Below are 18,240 nucleotides of genomic sequence, written 5' to 3'. Positions count from 1 at the left end.
GAGTCGCGCCAGCCGGCGGAATCCGTCGACAAGCGCGAGGGACGGGAGGGGAGGTCAGCTGACGATGAAGAACTGCTCGCCGATGTCGATGCGCGTGCCGCGTTCGATCCGGTAGCGTTTTCCCGCGTCACAGCGCACGGCGGGGCGCTCGGGTTCCCGCACGACGGACCCGTTTCCGGAGTAGCGGTCGCGGATCCAGACGACACCGGACTCCTGACCGATCTCCAGGTGTGTCTTCGACACCGACCTCGACGGATCGAGCACCCTGACGATGTGGTCGAAGTGCTCGCCCGGCTCGGGGCGCGGGTTGCGGCCGACGAGCGCGGACCCCGTGATCGTCACACTCTCGCCGGTACTGAACTGCAGGATGAGTCTCTCGCCACCACGCCGGGACGACACGATGCGCGTCGCCTCGAGATCGTCGATGTCGTCTCCGTCGTCGCTCGACGGAACGAACGGGGCCGCTACAGGAGCGACGAACGGTCGAGGGGTCGATCGCGAGGGGAGGGAGGTGGGAAGGCGGGGAGGATCGGCGGGCGGTGGGGGCTGGATGAGCGGTGACCCCGCAGAACGTCGACCGGAATCCGCGCGGGGTGCGCGTTCAGGAGCTGGCTCCGGTGCGGGCTCGGGCGCAGGTGCAGGTGCAGGTGACCGCTCGGACCCGGCCGGGTCGACACGATCGCCTGCCGCCGCGCGGTCGTCTGCCGCCACTCGACGCACCCGCAGCTCGCCGGGGTCGATGATCGCCGTGTCTCCCGCGCGGGACGATCCGAGACTCGACGCGCGAACGACATGACCGCACTCACCGCAGAAGATGTCGTGCACCCCGACGGGTTCGCCGCATCGCGAACACGTGTCGCCCGCGGCGGTGGATCCCGCGTCGTCCGGCGGGCTGAGGATGAGCCCCCCGATCGTTCCCCGTTCGGTGGCGACAGGCGGGCGGCCGACAGCGCGGGAATCGGCGGCGCTCACCGAGCGTCCGCACTCCCCGCAGAACAACGCGCCCTCGGGCACCTCGTCACCGCACGCTGCGCACCTCATCTGCTCCGCCTCGGCTCGTCTGTCGTGCGCGCGCCGCGTCGAGAATCGAATGACCGCAGTGACACCGCCGCGGAGAAACGCTCGCGACGGGTGAGCCCCCGATCCAGATCCGCTCGCAATTCGTCCACCGCGCGCCACACCTGATCAGCATCGATTCTACTCGCCCCGGTGGGCGAGAAGACCGCGCGGTCCGCTGCGGCGGCGACGGCGCCCGCCTGTCCCCCGGGCACGACGGCGGCGAGTTCCGACCGCGTCGCCGAGGCCGGAGGGTCGAACCCGTGATCGACGACCGCGTCTTCGAACTCGCGCCACCCCGCGGTCACCGCCTCGACGGGTTCGGCACTGCGGCGGCGCAGAATCCGCCGGCGCACCTTGGCACCCACGATCGCGAGGAACGGAGCCGCGATGATCGCGGCCGCCACGAGCAACCACGCGAGCACCGTGCCGGCGAAAGCGAGCCACGCGAGCACGCCGTCATCCTCCTCGGTGTCGTCGTCGAGGGTGTCGGGAGGCACCTGATCATCGAGCTGATCCTGGTCATCGACAGGCGGTTGCACGGGTGACTGCGGCCGAGCCACCTGCGTGGGTTCCTCGACCACTTCGTCGGGGATCTCGCGCTCCAGGGGGGTCGGGTCGAGCGTCACCCACCCGTTCTCGGCCGTATCGACCTCGATCCACGCGCTCACGTCGTCGCCCCGCACGACCGTCGTCGCCGACGTCACCTCGGGAACGAATCCCATCACGACGCGCGCCGGGAAGCCGAGTTCGCGGGCCATGAGAGCCGCCGCGACGGCGTACTGCTCTTCGTCGCCCACCATGGGGGTCGCCGTGAACAGCTCGGTCAGTCGATCGGCCGAATGACCCGATCTGCTGAACGGCTCGTCGTCGCCCACCCCGTGGCTGACGTATCCCTCCGCACGAAGCCCGTCGAGCGCCGCCTCGAGGCGGTCGCCCGCGCTCTCGACACCGTCGACGTAGCGGTCGAGCGCCACGGAGAGTTCGTCGGGAAGGGCGGTAGCCCGAGGCAGCGTCGCGGTTCCCGGCGTGAGGTCCGAGACATCCGCGGACTCGGAGCCCTCGGGGACCACGCCGCTGAGCGCGTACCGGTCGCCGTCGTCGAGCTCGGCGAGCGACGCGGCCGTGCCCGAGTTGTCGTTGTAGTAGAACGAGTCACGGAGCGCTCCCGCCCCCGCGCCCGTGAAGCTCACGCTCTCGAGTCGCCCGACGGTCGGAACCCAGACGCCCTCGTACGCTCCGATCGTGACCTCGATGTCGACGGGGTCGCCCTCGACTGCCGACTGATCGAACTCGAACGGCACGAGAGAGAAGGTTCCCGAGGCGCTCGCGACGCGATCGCTCCCGACCGAATAGGTGATGCCGTCGTAGCTGTCGAGGGTCGCGATGCGGAGGCGATCACCCTGCTCGAGCCCGTCGACGCTCGCCATCTCGGTCGACGCCGCACCCGGCTCGAGGTAGCTCCGGAATGCGCTGAGCGGGCTCGGGTAGTCGCGAGGGTCGAACGGTTGCTCGACCGCGGTGCGCACGACCTCGCGTTCCGCCGTCGGCGGCACGGCCGTCGCGGCGGCGACCGACCCTCCGGCCGCGACCGCGATGATCGCGACGGCCGCGAGGAGAGTGCGCATCGGCACGGGGCGCACCGACGCGGCCGAGTTCTCGCCGGATGCCGCGCTCCGGCCGACGATGGACCGGCGCGCGCGTGACCACGCGAGCCAGAGCAGAGTGGCCGCGGTGAGTGCGAGGGCGAGCACGAACGGGAGGAACGCGACGGCCGATCCGAAGGCGATTCCCGTGAGGAAGAGCACGACGGGACCGAGAGCCGCCCACGCAGGCTTCGTCGACCGGAGCGCGACCGACATCGTGATCGTGACGACGAGGAGGGTGAGGAGGAAGACGGGCACGAGGAGGGCTTCGAAACTGCCCACGGGGAGCGTCACCGTGACGAGCTGCTTCCAGCTCGTGGCTGTTCCGACGGCGAGATCGCGCAGACCCTGCAGGGTCGGGAAGACGCCGTAGAGCGCCCGACTCGGCACGGCGAGGGGCACTCCGAGAACGGCGTAGGCTCCGACGACAGCGAGTCCGACGACGTGGGCCGGCAGCCGATAGACGGCGGCCGTGACGGCGATGACGGTCGCGACGACCGTCGTCACGGCGACGACGAGAACGAACTGGAACGACTCGTAGACGGGCCAGAACGCGGTCGCGGCGATCGCGACGCACAGCCACGCGAACGCTGTGGTCGTCGCGATGTAGGCGCGATCGATACCCCGTCGCCGTCTCACGCCGCCGCCGATCTCGAGAGCGATCGCTGCAGGTCGTCGAGGTAGCCGATCGTGAGCACCGTGAGCCCCGCGATCCGGCGCAGTCCGGGGCTCGCCTCGGGGTCGCACACGACCGCGACGACCTCGACGTCGAGAGCGAAGTGCACGGATGCCGCCCGCAGTTCGCCGACGGTCGGCGTCGACCCGCACACGAGGAAGGCGACGGAGATGCCGGGCACCGAGTCGGCGGCGAGGGCCGCCGTGTCGAGCATCCCGAGCGCGGATTCCTCGCGCTCGACCCCGGAGAGCGAGTCGAGGAGTCGTCGGGGGCTCGCCGCGGGGAGGCTCGTGATTCCGAGGACCTTGCGCTTCGCGAACGCGGGGGTCACGTCGCCGACGACGACCGCGACGTCGCGCGCGTCGCGGATGGCGCGGAGGCCGAGTGACGCCGCCGCGCTCACCGCCATCTCGAATTCGCCGACGTCGGCGTAGTCTCCCGTCGACAGGCTCAGCGCGACGACGAGCCTGCTGCGCCGGGTCTGCTCGAACTGCCGCACCATGTGGGTGCCGGTCTTGGCCGTGCTCTTCCAGTGGATGTAGCGGCGCTCGTCTCCGGGCACATACTCGCGCAGGGCGTGGAACGACACATCGCTGTTGGTGAGGTCTCTCGTCGGTTTGCCCTCGAGATCGCGGATGAGGCCGGTGCTCGTGCTCGGAAGCCGCACGGTTCGCGGGTGCACGTAGAGCTCGCGAGCCCCCTCCCACACGATGTCGCGACGCACGAGTCCGATAGGGTCGGCTCGAACCGAGCGCACGGGACCGATCGAGACGATTCCGCGTCGGGAGCTCGGAACATCGAAGCGGTGCTCGAAACTGCCGCCGCCCGCGATGCTCGGAGTCGCGACGGCGACGACGCCGTCGCCCACGGGGATCTCTATCTGTGTGCCGAGCACCCGTCGCGACGCGGGGTTGCGCACGACGATCGTGCCCGCCGCGGGATCACCGACGACGACGTGGTCGATCGGCGTCTCGATCTCGATCGTGACGGTCGTGCGACCGATGAGGTAGATCGTCGCGACCGCGAGCAGGATGACGCTCGCGAACCCGATGACGACGAGCTCGAGCCACCCGAGCGCGTATCCGGCGAGGAGGGCGAGCGGGGCCACGACGGCCATCGCCCATCCGAGGGGTGTCACGACATCCGCGATGCCGTGGGCGGCGCGACCCAGGGCGGTGCGTGTCGCGCGAGCCGATCGCACGAGCCCGACGACGATGTCGGCGAGGAGCCCGGTGCGGTCACCGACGATGCGCGATCGCGCATTCGTGAGTCCGGCGGCGCCCCCCGGGGTCGCTGTCGCGCCGTCGACGCGAGAGCGGGTGAGGGGGGCCGGGAGTGCGCTGTCGTCGGCGCGTCGCTGCTCGGTGATGCCCTTCGGCGTCACACCGCTTGCCGATCGCTCGGCGGAGGGGTCTCGAGGAGCAACTGACTCACGATGCTCGCGGTCGTGACCCCGTCGAACTCCGCCTCGGCGTCGAGCACGAGGCGGTGGGAGAGCACCGGTTCGGCGAGCACCTTGATGTCGTCGGGAACGACGTAGTGTCGCCCCGACGCCGCCGCGAGGGTCTTGGCCGTGCGGATGAGCGCGAGCGCACCACGCACCGAGACGCCCAGCCGCACCTCGACGGCGCCCCGACTCGCTTCGACGAGGCGCGAGACGTAGTCGTTGATCGACGGGTCGACGTGCACCGTGCGCGCGAGGGCGGCCATGCTCGTGATGGTCTCCGAGGTCGCGACGGCGGGCACGACGGTGTCGTGGGCGCGAGCGCCTGCCCCCTCGAGGATGCGGATGGTCGACGCGTGATCCGGGTAACCGATGGAGGTCTTCATGATGAAGCGGTCGAGTTGTGCCTCGGGCAGACGGTAGGTGCCCGCTTGCTCGATGGGGTTCTGGGTTGCGATCACCATGAAGGGCGATCCGACGTCGTGGGTGACGCCGTCGACCGTGATCCGCCCCTCCTCCATGACTTCGAGGAGCGCGGACTGGGTCTTCGGGCTCGCCCTATTGATCTCGTCCGCGAGCACGATGTCGGCGAAGATCGGTCCGCGGTGGAAGTCGAACGACCCCGAGCGCTGGTCGTAGATGCTCACTCCCGTGATGTCTCCGGGGAGCAGATCGGGGGTGAACTGGATGCGACTGTTGACGCCGGCGACGGTCTGCGCCATCGCCCGCGCGAGCGACGTCTTGCCGGTTCCGGGAAAGTCCTCGAGGAGGAGGTGGCCCTCGGAGAGCAGGGCGGTGAACGACAACCGCACGACGAGAGTCTTGCCGAGCAGCACCGACTCGACGTTGGAGACGAGTCTCGTGAAATTCGCTGAGAACCAACCCGCTTGTTCGGGAGTCATCGTCATGAGGCCGTCTTTCGTCGTTCGTCAGGTGCTGTCTTCATCGTCATCGTCACTGTCGCTGTCGCTGTCGTCATCGGCACTCCGCTTCGTCGTATCCCTCGTCGCGGAAGCTCTCGCCGCCGTCCACGGTCACGACGGCCTGTACTCGTGCCCGGGTGACCGCGGTTCCGAGGAGCGCCGGATCGGGCACGACGGCACTCGCGTCCGTCGACTCGACCCACGCGCTCCAGTCGCCCAATACTCCCCCGTCGTTGAACTGATAGAGGTAGCGCACCGCCGGGCTCCCCGCGTTCCGGGGGGCCGACGCGGTCGGCGTGCTGCCGGGGCTGCACGAGACGAGGGAGGCACGAGCGTTGATCGGGGTCAGGGTCTCCCCGCTCGAGGGCGCGCCGCAGAAATCGGCGCTGCTGTCACGGCACCCGCGGAACTCCACCGTCTGCGGTGCGCCGTAGACACTCGCGTTCGCGGCCGATGTCAGGAAGCTGCCGGCGCTCACCGACGTCCACGGTCCGCCGCCCACTCGAGCCTCGAAGCGCGCCGTGATGCCCGTCCCGCCCGTCAGTCCGTCGACGCGGATGTCGAGCTGGCCCGCTCCCGGGGTTCCCCCGTTGGCCGCGAGGGCCACCGAAGCGCTCGGGGCGCCCGGAGCGACCTTGCTCTCGACCGCGCCGGAGACCGTCGGCGTGCAGAACAGCCCGTTGTCGGCGTACACGACGTAGACGTATCTCGAACCGTCCCGAGCCGCCGAGTCGACCCAGCCGGACGCCACTCCCGCAGCACCCGAAGCGACCCCGGGGTGGTCCGCTCCCGAGGCACACGAGCTCGGAACGGTATGATCCGGGGCGAACCGCCCGACGGAGTAGTCCACTCCCGGGGCCCCGTTCGGCGAACTCGAGCCCCACGTGACCCGGATATCGCCGGAGCGGCCCGTGAGGACAGCCGACACCCCGCCGGTCGTCTGCGACGGCGGGCCGACGGTCGTGACCGGGGCCGAGGAGGTGCGGCGCCAGTCTGCGTCGCTGATCACTTGCGCCCGGTTGAAGGCGTAGACGGTCGCGACGTATTGCGTGTTCGCCGCGAAGGAGCGATCGCCGCTCGTCGTGATCGACGTCGTCCCTCGCGACGCGGTCGTCGTGTAGTCGACTCCCGGCCCGGTGACGCGCACGGTGTAGCCGTCGACATCCGTTCCCCTGCTCGGTCGCGGCACGGCGGACCAGGAGATCTGCAGCGCCCCACCCGACGGGTTCGACGCTGACGGTCGAGCGGTCACCGACGTCGGCGCAGCGGGGAGGTAGTCGGCCGCGAGGAGCTCGCTCGCGGGGCTCGACTCCGATTCGCCGATCGCGTTCCTCGCGACGACCGTGAAGGAGTAGCGCGCGCCGGGCTCGAGGTCGGTCAGCACGCACCGGAGCGCCGTTCCGCAGTCTCGCGAGTAGCCGCCGTTGCTCGAACTGCGCACCTCGTATCCCGCGATGGGCGAGTTGTTCGATTGCGGCGCCGTGAGTCGCAGGGTCAATTGGCCCTCTTCGTAGCCGCCGTCGGCCCGCGTCGGCGCGACGGGGGCGTCGGGGACATCCTGAACCGAGATCCGCACCCGCCCGAAGACGTACCGGCTCTCGTCTCCCGTGACGTCGGCGACCTCGTACTGCAGGTTCGTATCGATCGGTGCCGCGGCGTCATCGACGGTGACCGAGAGACGGCTGTTGTCCGCGCTCGGAGTCACTCGCACGCCGTCGGGCAGCGCCGCACCCGACAGGCCGCGGATCGAGACGACGCGTAGGGGCTCCCCCGGGAAGGGGTTGGTCGCGGAGTCGTTCGCGAGAACGTCGACGACCGTCGTGCGGCCCCGCGGTGCGACGACCGAATCGGATGCGGGTTGCGCAAGGGGCCGCGTCGATCTCACGACGGCGAGCTCGATGCGCCCCGACCGCCCCTCCGAGACCTCGTCGCGCACGCCGACCGCGAGCGACGCTCGCGAACCCGTGCGGGCGTCGGCATCCGCGGTGATCTCGAGGCTCGACCCGGTGATCCGGAAGTCGAAGCCCTCGGGCGGCGCCGAGACGACGGAGTAGGCGAGTTCGTCTGTGTCGTCGGGGTAGGGGTAGGTCGTGAGCCTCACGAGGTCGAACGAGCGCGATTCGCCGGGTTCGAACTCGAGACTCGCTCCCGCGAATACCGGGGGCTGGTTCTCGCGCGGAGTCACGGTGACGGGCAACACGATCGTCGCCTCGCGACCGTCGGGATCGTCGGCGTCCTCGCCGTCGGTCACCTGGAACGAGATCGAGGCGGGGCCGAAGAAGGTGTCCTCCGAGGTGAACCGCAGGGTCGTGCTGTCGACGACGAGCTCGGCACCGTCGGCGTTCGTCGCCTGCACGGATGCCGCGTCGACGAGCCGCACCTCGCGACCCCCCGCCGCGATGACGTGGTCGTTGATGTCGATCTCGATCGTCTCCTCGCTCACGACCGAGAGGGCGGACGCCGTGCGATCGAGCTGGGGAAGCGAGTCGTCGAGCCCGGGAACCCGAACGAAGGCGTAGGCGACGATCGTCGGGTCGTCGGGGTTCGCGACCGCGAAGGGGATGATCTGACGCTCGTCGGCCACCTCGACGGTGATGCGGTCCCCGTCGGTCACGACGGCGTTCTGCTCGAACCCCGGGAGGAGTGAGACCTCGAGCGACCGGACACTGCCGTCGGCGAAGAACACGTTGCGCAACACATCCACCGTCACCTCGTCGCGATCGAGGATGTCGGACAGACCGAGCACGGTGTCGCTCGCGACGGGGTACGACGGCGGGGCGTCGGGGTCGACGACGACGGTGATGAAGTTCGACTCCGAACCGCCGAGCTCGTTCTGGGCCGTGTAGACGAGCCCGTAGCGCCCCGGTTCCTCCGGCGGGGTCACGACGACGACGTCACCGTCGATCTCCGCGACGATGTCGTCGGTGTTGGCCTCGACCGCGGCGACGCTCAGAACACCGCCGTCGGGATCGAAGTCGTTCTCGAGGGGGCGGATCGACACGGTCTTACCCGGGGCGATCGTCACTTCGTCGTCGACGGTCACGGGGTTGCGCACCGTGTCGGTCGCCGGGCTGATGCCGATGCGCACGGTTCCCGTCGCACGAGCACCGAGGGCGTCGATGACCGTGTAGCTGAACTGATCCGTTCCCGCCGAATACTCGCCCGCGAGGTATTCGATGTAGTCGGGCCCGACATCGGTGACCGAGCCTTTCTCGGGGCTCGACTCCTGGCCGAGCAATTGCACGGAGTCGCCGTCGGGATCTATTCCCGCGAGGGGGATGCGCGCCCGCACGGTCTCGCCCGCAGAGACCCGCGCGACGACACGCGAGGGTGTCGGCGCCTCGTTGGTCGACACGACGACCTCGCGCACCGAGATCGCCACTTCCGCTTGAGCCACTTGCCCGTCGGGACCGGCGACCTCGTAGACGACGGTGAAGTTGCCGGTGTCCCCGGGGGCGAGGTATCTCAGCACGCTCCCCGACGCGAAGACGAGTCCCGACTCGCGCGGCAGATCGGTCACGAGCATCGGGTTGAGGGTGAGCTCCTCGTCGTCGGGGTGCTGGTCGTTCGCGAGAACCGGGATGTCGACGACGTCGCCGACCCGAACCGTGATGCTGTCGTCTGCCGCGATGGGGGGCTGGAAGCGCTCGGGGGCGGGGATCTCGACGACCGTGATGGTGCCGTCGGCGCTCGCGAGGCCGTTGGTGATGCTGTAGCCGAGCGTCACGGGGCCGTCGTCGAGAGGCGCCGTGAGGGTCACGCGAACATCGCGCTGATCGATGACCGACGCCGCGACACCGGTCCCCGGTCCGCCACCCGAGGTCTCCGTCACGAGGAGCACACCCCCCGCGGGGTCGATGTCGGTCGAGGCCACCGAGAGCGTGGCGCTTTCGAGGGTCCGCACGAAGACGGTCTTGGGAATCGTGATGGGCGTCGAACCGGCGTCGGGAGGCGCTTGCACGTCGACGCGCACGGTGCCCGTCGCCGTCTCGTCACCATCGGTCACGACGTAGTCGACGATGTGCGAGCGCACTTGCTCGCTCGTGAAGGTGAACGAGCCCGAGTTCGTCGACAGGTCGACCGTCGACCCCGACTTCTCGGGAACACTGCTCAATCGGATCTGCCCCGTGCCTCCCCGCACGTGGGCGAGTGGACGGATGCGGAGCTCCTGCCCCGCGTAGGCGACCACCGCGAACGGATCCGCGACGATCGGCACGTCACCGCGATCGCGCACCGTGAACGCGATCGAACCCGACCCCACATCGGTGCCGTCGGTCACCGAGAGGCCGACGGTCCGCGAGGATCCGGATGCCCCACCCTCCTGGATGACGACGGTTCCCTCGGGCTTGAACGAGACGAGGTCGGGTGCCGCGGTCGTCGCGCCGGCGAGATAGAAGGTGTCGCCGTCGGGATCGACCCAGTCACCGAGCACCGCTCGCGTCACACTCGCGCCGCTCGCGACCGACGCGGTCGTCGAGCGCACTTGCTCCGGGGCACCGTTCTCCTCGGGCGACCTCACGGTCACGGTGACCGTCGCGGTCGCCGTGCCTCCGCGACCGTCGGAGATCGTGTAGCCGAACGTCGCCGATCCTGTCGCGGTGCTCTCGAGGGTGATCTGCAGGCGTTGCCTGTCGTTGATGACGTCGACCCTGCCCAGTTCGGGATCGAGCGGGTCGACGGCGTCGATGACGAGCACATCGCCATTGGGGTCGTAGTCGTTGAGAAGCACGGGCAGAACGCTCGCGCGGCCGGGGCGCGCTCCGAACTCGTCGTCCACGGCGACGGGCGCGACCTGCTCCGTCTCGAACTCCGGCGGCACCTCGTCGTCGTTCTCCTCGACCTCCCGGTCGTCGGTCGGATCCGCGATGAGCTCGGCCCAGTTGTCGATGAGCTCACCCGACGACTGCACCGCCCACGACGCCCCGCCCTGAGGGTCGTTCAGAACGAGATGCCGCCCGTTCTCGACGAAGGCGAGAGACGTCGACCCGCTCGGAACCGATGCGAGCGCGAACTCTTCGGCGCCGTCGCCGCACTCCCGCCACAGCGAGCCGTCGGTCCACGCGGCGAATCGGCATCCGTTCGAGACGACGGGGACGACGGCCGCGCCGGCTCTGTCCTCGACGAGTTGTGCAGGGTCACCTCCCGAGAGGGGGATCGAGATCAGCCCCCCGTCGAAGCCCACGAGCACCGCGGAACCCGTCGAGCTCGCGTTCTGCACCACGGCCGTGCCCTCGCCGACGAGCGGCTCGAGGTCGACCTCGCCCGATTCGAGAAGCATCGTGTTCGAGTTCGCGTCGAGGAGGGCCCAGCGGTCGCCCACGGTCGTGAGGGAAAGCTCGCTCGAGGCGTCACCGAAGTCGGCGTCCCACGTCTGCTCGACAGCATCCGTCTCGCCCGCGTCGAGCGTGTAGACCTCGCGCGCGTCGCTCGAGAAAGCCGCGAGGGTGCCGTCGGTCTCGAGTGACACGAGAGAATCGGCGCCGAGACTGAGGTCGGGCTCGACCTCGCTGTCGAAGGAGGCGAGATCGGCGATCGAGCGGATCCACACGCCTCCCGTGGGCGGACTGTGGATGACGACGGTGTCGCCCTCGAGCAGAACCTCGGGTGCTTGCGGCGGCAGCGGAATGCTCTCGACGATCTCGGCGCTCGCGGGGTCGATGATCCCGAGCGTCGCGTTGGCCCCGTCGGCGACGAGCACCGTCGCTCCCGACTGGAGCACATCGAGCTGGTTGCCCGGTGTCTCGACGACGGTGTCGAGCGCCGCGATCTGGGTGTTGGCCCGGCCCACCACGCTCTCGCCCCCGTTCGCGACCCACACCGAGCCGTCGCCGAGGTCGAAGCGCTGGGCCTCGTATCCGTCGGAGACCACGGCGAGGGTACCGACGAGAGCCGCGATGACGACTCCGCTCGCGACCGTCCACCCGAGCGACCTGCTCATGGCGGGTCGCCGCCTATCCATGTTCGCGCCGCACTAGCTGAGGTCCACGCATTTCTCGGCGCTCTCTTCGCCGTTCTTCCCGTCGCGATTGACGGCGACGACGATGCACACGCGGTCTTCGCCCATCGACGCGACCGTGAAGCGCGGGCTCGACTGGATGCTCGACGTCTGATCGGACGTCGTGATCTGGTAGCTGTCCGACGGGCGGAGCCCCGGGTCGTCCCATGAGAACTCGACGGATGTCGCCGTCGTCACCGCAGCGATGTCGGTCACGCGCGGGATGTCGTCCGACGCCGAATCGAGGAGGGTCGCCGTCGTGACTCCGCCGACCGCGAGAACCGCGACGACGACGGCGACGATCGCCCAGGTCACGGAACGAACGCCTGTGCGCCCGAGGCCGGTCTTCGTCGCGGTGCTCCGCGAGGCGGGTCCCGAGACCATCGAGGTGTCGGGGCTCGACTCGACGGCGATGCCTCCGCGCGCGGCAGCGCGACGTCGAGCGCGTCGGTCGGACGCCGCGGGAACGGATGTCGCGGCCGCGCGGATGAGCGTGCGGTCTTCCGAATCGGTGACGGTCGTGAGGGCCCAGTCGTCGACGGCGACCTCGACCGCGGTCTGGTTCACGCCGAGTTCCATCTCGACCGCTTGAAGCTCGCGCACGATCTCGATCATCGCACCGGGGCGGTCTTCGGGGCGTCGCGACATCGCACGGTGCAGCACTCGCTCGAGACTCGCGGGCACATCCGGTCGACCGATCGGGGGCACCTTCGCTTTCGCGACCCGCGCCATGAGGTCCGCGGACTTGTTCGACCCACCCGCGACCTCGAAGGGAGAGCGCCCGGCGAGCAGCGAGTAGACCGTCGCACCGAACGACCAGACCTCGCTCGCGATCGTGCCCGCGGTGTCGTCGCGCAAGACCTCGGGGGCCGACCAGGGGATCGACATGCCGATCGCCTCGACCGTGTCGGACTCCCCGAGGGTCGTCGCGATCCCGAAGTCGGAGAGCACGGGGTGGCCGTACGCGGTGGTCAGGATGTTGGACGGCTTGATGTCGCGATGAAGCACGCCCGCGCGGTGCGCCGTCTCGATCGCGCTCCCGACCTTGATGGCGATGCGGAGCACCTCGGGCACGGGGATGGGCTGCTTGCGATAGCGCTCCGTGAGCGACGACGAGCAGAACTCCATGACGAGGTAGGGGCGTCCGTCGGACGACACACTCGCGTGATAGACGGTGAGGATCGAGGGATGCGCGCTCAATTGCGCCATGACGTTGGCTTCGGCCTTGAACATGTCCCGCACGTGGTCGTCGACCACTTCGCTCAGCATGACCTTCACCGCGACCTGACGCCTCGGCATGTTCTGCTCGTAGAGGAACACGTCGGCGAACCCTCCCGAACCGAGGAGGTGCACGTGTGTGAAGCCCGGGAGGACCGGGGGCGTCGACGGCAGACGTCTGGCCATTACGCCCCTCCGCCTCGTGTTGCGTCGGCGCACCACGACGATCGTCGCGAGCACATCGACAGGTCCCTCATTCTACCGACGGTGCGGTTGTGCGACCCCGGTGGAGGGCCGGCGCGACCCGCGCGCCGACCCCCAGAACGGGGGTCGCGACATCCGCGTCCGCTCAGTCCGACGGAGTCTGCTTCGGTAGCGTGTTCTCGAGTTCGAACTCCCCCGTCGAGACGCTCGACACGATGTCGACGACGACGCTCGTGATGTTGTCGCGGCCACCCGACTCGAGGGCGGCGGCCACGAGGGCCTCGGCGGCGTCTTGCGGATCGGGGCCCTCGGCGAGGAGGTCGGCGATCTCGTCGTCATCGACCTCGCGCGTGAGTCCGTCCGAGCACACGAGCAAACGGAGGCCGGCGCGCACGGGGATCATCCACAGGTCGGCGACGGGGAGCGCGTTGAATCCCACGGCGCGCGTGATGACGTTGCTGTCGGGGTGGAACTCGGCATCCTCTTTCGAGATGAGGCCCGCATCGACGAGCTCCTGCACGACCGAGTGGTCGACGGTCACTTGTTTGAGCTCGCCGTTCTCGAACTGGTAGACCCGGGAGTCGCCGATGTTGAAGACGGCCCAGTAGGCCTCTCCCCCGTGCACCGTGAGCACGGCGCCCGTCGCCGTCGTGCCGACGCCCCGATCGTCGTCGTCCGCGGCGAGCGCGATGTCTTCGGTCGCGAGCTTGAGGGCCGTGAAGATCTCCTCAGGTTCGGCGAAGTCCTTCGAATCGACCTGCGAGAGGCGCGTCACGACCGCGCGGCTCGCGACGTCGCCGGACGAGTGCCCGCCCATGCCGTCGGCGACGACGAAGAACGGCGACTGCGCGAGGTAGCTGTCTTCGTTGAGCTGACGTTTGCGACCGATATCGGTGGCGGATCCCCAGGAGAGCGACAACGAGTCGTCGGCCGTTCCCGGGATGGTCAGGGTGTGTCGCCCTGAGCGGCCGATTTGCGTCAAGGAAAGAGCCTTTCGAGCGGGGGGTCTGAGGGTCGAACTCTCTCCATCGGGAGGATCTCGATGACGTTCTCGTCACCGATGTCGATGAGAGTCCCGGGGACGGCGACGATCGAGTCCCCCGGGCCGAGAGCCACTCGCACAGCTCCCGGAGAGGTCACCAGCGTACCGTTCGTCGACCTCAGGTCGGTGACGACGACGGACGCCCCCTGTCGTTCGAGCCTCACGTGGGTCGACGAGACCAGTTTTCCCGGCGACGTGACGGTCTCGAGCACGGGGACCACGTCGTCGACCACGCGGGGCAGACGCGGTGCCCGTCCCACGAGAACAGGGCGATCGAGTGATCGCGCGGGGCCATCGTTGAGACTCCACCGGTACGCGGCGATCGGGGCTCGCGAGTCGTCGATCCCGCCCCGCGGCACGCGGGTCGCAGACCGCGGAACCGGCACCACGGGCGGGAGCGGAAGCGGGGACGGAACCGGAACCGCGGTGGAAACCGGCGCGACGGCAGGTCGGGTGACGGTGTCCTCGTCGAACTCGGCGGGGGCACCGGTGCCGCGCTCGGTGCCCGGCGCTCGCGGCACGAGAACGGTGTCGTCGTCGAAATCGGCTGGCCGCATCCGATCAGCCTACGGTCGGCCTACTCACCGATGTACGACATCACGTGCTTGACGCGCGTGTAGTCCTCGAATCCGTAGGACGAGAGGTCTTTTCCATACCCCGAGTGCTTGAAGCCACCGTGGGGCATCTCGGCCACGAGGGGGATATGGGTGTTGATCCACACGCACCCGAAATCGAGGCGTTTGGCGAACCGCATCGCGCGACCGTGATCGCGTGTCCAGACCGACGACGCCAACCCGTAGTGCACGTCGTTGGCCCACCGGAGCGCTTGCGCCTCGTCGGTGAATCTCTGCACCGTGATGACCGGGCCGAAGATCTCGTTCTGGATCGCGGCGTCGCTCTGCTCGAGTCCGGTGACGACGGTCGCTTCGAAGAAGTAGCCCCTCTCACCCTGCCTCCGGCCGCCGACGGTCACTTCGGCGTGCGCGGGCAGGTCGTCGATGACCGATCGCACGCGACCGAACTGGTCGGCGTTGTTGAGCGCTCCGAAGAACGCCCGCTCGTCGTCGGGGGCGCCCGTGCGCGCGTTCTCGCCGACCCACGCCGTGAGGGCGTCGACGAAGCGATCGTGCACGCTCTCGTGCACGAGCACTCGCGTCGCCGCCGTGCAGTCCTGGCCGGCGTTGAAGTATCCGGCGATCCCGATCCCCTCGACGGCCCTCTCGATATCCGCGTCGTCGAAGACCACGACGGGCGCCTTGCCTCCGAGTTCGAGGTGAACCCTCTTCAGATCGGATGCCGCGCTCTTCGCGACCTCCATCCCCGCGCGCACCGATCCGGTGATCGAGACCATCTGCGGAGTCGGGTGCTCGATCATCGCCGCCCCCGTCGTGCGATCGCCCGTGACGACGTTGAGCACTCCCGGGGGAAGGAACTCGGCGGCGACCTCGGCCAGGAGGAGCGTGGACTGGGGGGTCGTATCGCTCGGTTTGAGCACCGTCGTGTTTCCGGCCGCGATGGCGGGGGCGAACTTCCAGACGGCCATGTTGAGCGGGTAGTTCCACGGCGTCACTTGACCCACGACGCCGACGGGTTCCCTCCTGATGAAGGAGGTGTGGTCTGCCATGTACTCCGCCGCGGCGCGGCCCTCGAGGTTGCGCGCCGCCCCCGCGAAGAAGCGGATCTGGTCGACCGAGAGCATGATCTCGTCGGCGACGAGGGTGGCTCGCGGCTTGCCGGTGTCGAGCGATTCGAGGTCGGCGAAGTCGTCGGCACGGGCTTCGACGGCATCGGCGATCCGGAAGAGGGCGAGCTGGCGCTCCGCTGGTGTCGACTCGCTCCATCCGTCGAACGCCGAACTCGCCGCCTCGTAGGCCGCGGCGATGTCGTCTCCGCTCGACACGGGCGACACCGCGTATGCGTCTTCGGTCGCCGGGTCGATCACCTCGAAGGACGACGTCGCCCGCGCCTCGACGTACTGCCCACCGACGAAGTTCTTCAGCTCTCGAGTCATGCGATCAACGATAGCCACGCGCCGCACACGACGCCAAGGTGGAACACCACTGATTTCGTCGTCGAATGGTCTGTGTAGTGCGGATCCGCTTGATGAGCGCCCCTTGCACTGACACAATCGGACCATGCCATCATCAAGCCGCCCGCCGGGACCCAAGCCCGCGCAACTCGACGACGTGTCGAAGGGGATCATCGAGCAACTGCAGACCGACGGTCGCCGGTCGTACGCCGAGATCGGCAAGGCCGTCGGGCTCAGCGAGGCGGCCGTGCGGCAACGGGTTCAGAAACTCACCGACTCGGGGGTCATGCAAGTCGTCGCCGTGACCGATCCCATGCAGCTCGGATTCTTCCGCCAGGCGATGATCGGGGTCCGCGTCGCGGGCGATACGACGAAGGTCGCCGAGAAGCTCAGCGAGATCGACGCCGTCGACTACGTCGTCTTGACGGCGGGCAGCTTCGACATCCTCGCCGAGATCGTGTGCGAGAACGACGACGAGCTCATCGAACTCCTCAACAAGCGCATCCGCAGCATCGAGGGCGTGCGCTCGACCGAGACCTTCGTCTATCTGAAACTGCAGAAGCAGTTCTACAACTGGGGAACGCGATAACCATGACGACGACGGAGACTCCCGCACTGCCCGCAGACGGCACGCCGTCGGACGCGGAAGCAACGCTTCAGCAGAAGGCCAAAGACCACCTGTGGATGCACTTCACCCGGCAGTCCGTGATGGAGGATGGCCACGGGGTCCCCGTCATCGTCAAGGGTGAGGGAAATCACATCTGGGACAGCCGGGGCAAGCGATATCTCGACGGCCTCAGTGGACTCTTCGTCGTCAACGCGGGCCACGGTCGCAAGAGACTCGCCGAGGTCGCGGCCAAGCAGGCGGAGGAGCTCGCGTTCTTCCCGCTGTGGTCCTACGCGCACCCGTCGGCGATCGAACTCGCTGATCGTCTCGCGGGCTACGCCCCGGGCGACCTCAATCGCGTGTTCTTCTCGACGGGGGGCGGTGAAGCAGTCGAGACGGCGTTCAAGCTCGCGAAGTACTACTGGAAGCTCCAGGGTCGCCCGACGAAGCACAAGGTCATCTCCCGTGCGGTCGCCTACCACGGCACACCCCAGGGCGCCCTCGCCATCACCGGCATCCCCGCGATGAAGGAGATGTTCGAGCCCGTCACCCCCGGAGGCTTCCGCGTTCCCAACACCAACTTCTACCGCGCGCCCGAGCACGCCGACGACCTCGACGCCTTCGGCCAGTGGGCGGCGAATCGCATCGAGGAGATGATCCTGTTCGAGGGGCCCGAGACGGTGGCCGCGGTCTTCCTCGAACCCGTTCAGAACAGCGGCGGATGTTTTCCGCCCCCGCCCGGATACTTCCAGCGGGTTCGCGAGATCTGCGACACCTACGACGTTCTGCTCGTGAGCGACGAGGTGATCTGCGCTTTCGGTCGCATCGGCGAGTTCTTCGCGTGCGACGCCTACGGCTTCGTCCCCGACATGATCACGTGCGCGAAGGGGATGACGAGCGGTTACTCCCCGATCGGCGCGACGATCGTGAGCGACAGGATCTACGAGCCGTTCAAGCACGGAGACACCGCGTTCTACCACGGCTATACGTTCGGCGGTCATCCGGTGTCGGCGGCCGTGGCCCTCGCCAACCTCGACATCTTCGAGGAGGAGAAACTCAACGAGCGGGTTCGAAAGAACTCGCCGGTCTTCCGATCGACCCTCGAGAAACTCCTCGACCTCCCGATCGTCGGCGACGTGCGCGGAGACGGGTACTTCTTCGGCATCGAGCTCGTGAAAGACAAGGCGACGAAAGAGACTTTCGACGCCGACGAGTCGGAGCGACTCCTGCGGGGCTTCATGTCGAAAGCGCTCTTCGACGCGGGGCTCTACTGCCGTGCCGACGATCGCGGCGACCCTGTCGTGCAACTCGCACCGCCGCTCACGACGGGGCCGGAGCAATTCGACGAGATCGAACAGATCCTGCGGTCGGTGCTCACGGAGGCGTGGGCCAGGCTCTAG

General features: G+C 68.7%; 11 protein-coding genes. 2 read left to right on the top strand and 9 right to left on the bottom strand.

Annotation, left to right across the window (positions count from 1 at the left end):
- Positions 1 to 54: 54 nt before the first annotated feature.
- The 9 genes from ACLHIH_RS02245 to ACLHIH_RS02205 form a co-directional block, all read right to left on the bottom strand.
- On the bottom strand, positions 55 to 1,041 hold the full coding sequence (locus ACLHIH_RS02245; protein ID WP_411315087.1) for a double zinc ribbon domain-containing protein: 987 nt from the start codon (positions 1,039 to 1,041) through the stop codon (positions 55 to 57).
- Positions 1,038 to 3,341 carry a transglutaminase-like domain-containing protein gene (locus ACLHIH_RS02240; RefSeq protein WP_411315086.1) on the bottom strand — a complete coding sequence of 768 codons (2,304 nt, stop codon included), beginning with the start codon at positions 3,339 to 3,341 and terminating at the stop codon, positions 1,038 to 1,040. Before ACLHIH_RS02240 ends, ACLHIH_RS02245 begins: the two co-directional genes overlap by 4 nt.
- Positions 3,338 to 4,762 (bottom strand): DUF58 domain-containing protein, encoded by a 1,425-nt coding sequence (locus ACLHIH_RS02235; protein ID WP_411315085.1) that lies wholly within the window; start codon positions 4,760 to 4,762, stop codon positions 3,338 to 3,340. The genes ACLHIH_RS02240 and ACLHIH_RS02235 overlap by 4 nt, the downstream gene beginning before the upstream one ends.
- A complete protein-coding gene (locus ACLHIH_RS02230; protein ID WP_411315084.1) occupies positions 4,759 to 5,730 on the bottom strand; it encodes an AAA family ATPase in 972 nt (323 codons plus the stop codon). The genes ACLHIH_RS02235 and ACLHIH_RS02230 overlap by 4 nt, the downstream gene beginning before the upstream one ends.
- A 67-nt stretch (positions 5,731 to 5,797) precedes the next feature.
- Positions 5,798 to 11,683: an Ig-like domain-containing protein gene (locus ACLHIH_RS02225; RefSeq protein WP_411315083.1), complete on the bottom strand. Its 5,886-nt coding sequence runs from the start codon at positions 11,681 to 11,683 to the stop codon at positions 5,798 to 5,800.
- Between the two features lie 33 nt (positions 11,684 to 11,716).
- Positions 11,717 to 13,144: a serine/threonine-protein kinase gene (locus ACLHIH_RS02220; protein ID WP_411315082.1), complete on the bottom strand. Its 1,428-nt coding sequence runs from the start codon at positions 13,142 to 13,144 to the stop codon at positions 11,717 to 11,719.
- 163 nt (positions 13,145 to 13,307) lie between these two features.
- The gene (locus ACLHIH_RS02215) at positions 13,308 to 14,144 is read right to left on the bottom strand and encodes a PP2C family protein-serine/threonine phosphatase (protein WP_411315081.1); all 837 of its coding nucleotides are present in this window, start codon (positions 14,142 to 14,144) and stop codon (positions 13,308 to 13,310) included.
- A complete protein-coding gene (locus ACLHIH_RS02210) occupies positions 14,141 to 14,761 on the bottom strand; it encodes an FHA domain-containing protein (protein WP_411315080.1) in 621 nt (206 codons plus the stop codon). Before ACLHIH_RS02210 ends, ACLHIH_RS02215 begins: the two co-directional genes overlap by 4 nt.
- Positions 14,762 to 14,781: 20 nt before the next feature.
- Positions 14,782 to 16,215, bottom strand: coding sequence for a gamma-aminobutyraldehyde dehydrogenase (locus ACLHIH_RS02205; RefSeq protein WP_411315079.1), 1,434 nt, complete (start codon positions 16,213 to 16,215; stop codon positions 14,782 to 14,784).
- 124 nt (positions 16,216 to 16,339) lie between these two features.
- Between ACLHIH_RS02205 and ACLHIH_RS02200 the strand changes: the two genes are divergently transcribed.
- Both ACLHIH_RS02200 and ACLHIH_RS02195 read left to right on the top strand, forming a co-directional pair.
- On the top strand, positions 16,340 to 16,822 hold the full coding sequence (locus ACLHIH_RS02200) for an Lrp/AsnC family transcriptional regulator (protein WP_411315078.1): 483 nt from the start codon (positions 16,340 to 16,342) through the stop codon (positions 16,820 to 16,822).
- A 2-nt stretch (positions 16,823 to 16,824) separates the two neighbouring features.
- The gene (locus ACLHIH_RS02195) at positions 16,825 to 18,240 is read left to right on the top strand and encodes an aspartate aminotransferase family protein (RefSeq protein WP_411315077.1); all 1,416 of its coding nucleotides are present in this window, start codon (positions 16,825 to 16,827) and stop codon (positions 18,238 to 18,240) included.

The organism is Marisediminicola sp. LYQ134, from assembly GCF_046599635.1.
Lineage (GTDB): Bacteria > Actinomycetota > Actinomycetes > Actinomycetales > Microbacteriaceae > Marisediminicola.
Note: the sequence above shows the minus strand (reverse complement) of the source record. Positions and strands in the feature narration are given on the sequence as shown.

Excerpts from the sequence above, each read along its gene's own strand:
- ACLHIH_RS02245 (WP_411315087.1), bottom strand. The coding sequence starts at position 1,041 with ATGAGGTGCGCAGCGTGCGGTGACGAGGTGCCCGAGGGCGCGTTGTTC.
- ACLHIH_RS02230 (WP_411315084.1), bottom strand. The coding sequence starts at position 5,730 with ATGACGATGACTCCCGAACAAGCGGGTTGGTTCTCAGCGAATTTCACG.
- ACLHIH_RS02225 (WP_411315083.1), bottom strand. The coding sequence starts at position 11,683 with ATGAGCAGGTCGCTCGGGTGGACGGTCGCGAGCGGAGTCGTCATCGCG.
- ACLHIH_RS02220 (WP_411315082.1), bottom strand. The coding sequence starts at position 13,144 with ATGGCCAGACGTCTGCCGTCGACGCCCCCGGTCCTCCCGGGCTTCACA.
- ACLHIH_RS02210 (WP_411315080.1), bottom strand. The coding sequence starts at position 14,761 with ATGCGGCCAGCCGATTTCGACGACGACACCGTTCTCGTGCCGCGAGCG.
- ACLHIH_RS02205 (WP_411315079.1), bottom strand. The coding sequence starts at position 16,215 with ATGACTCGAGAGCTGAAGAACTTCGTCGGTGGGCAGTACGTCGAGGCG.
- ACLHIH_RS02200 (WP_411315078.1), top strand. The coding sequence starts at position 16,340 with ATGCCATCATCAAGCCGCCCGCCGGGACCCAAGCCCGCGCAACTCGAC.
- ACLHIH_RS02195 (WP_411315077.1), top strand. The coding sequence starts at position 16,825 with ATGACGACGACGGAGACTCCCGCACTGCCCGCAGACGGCACGCCGTCG.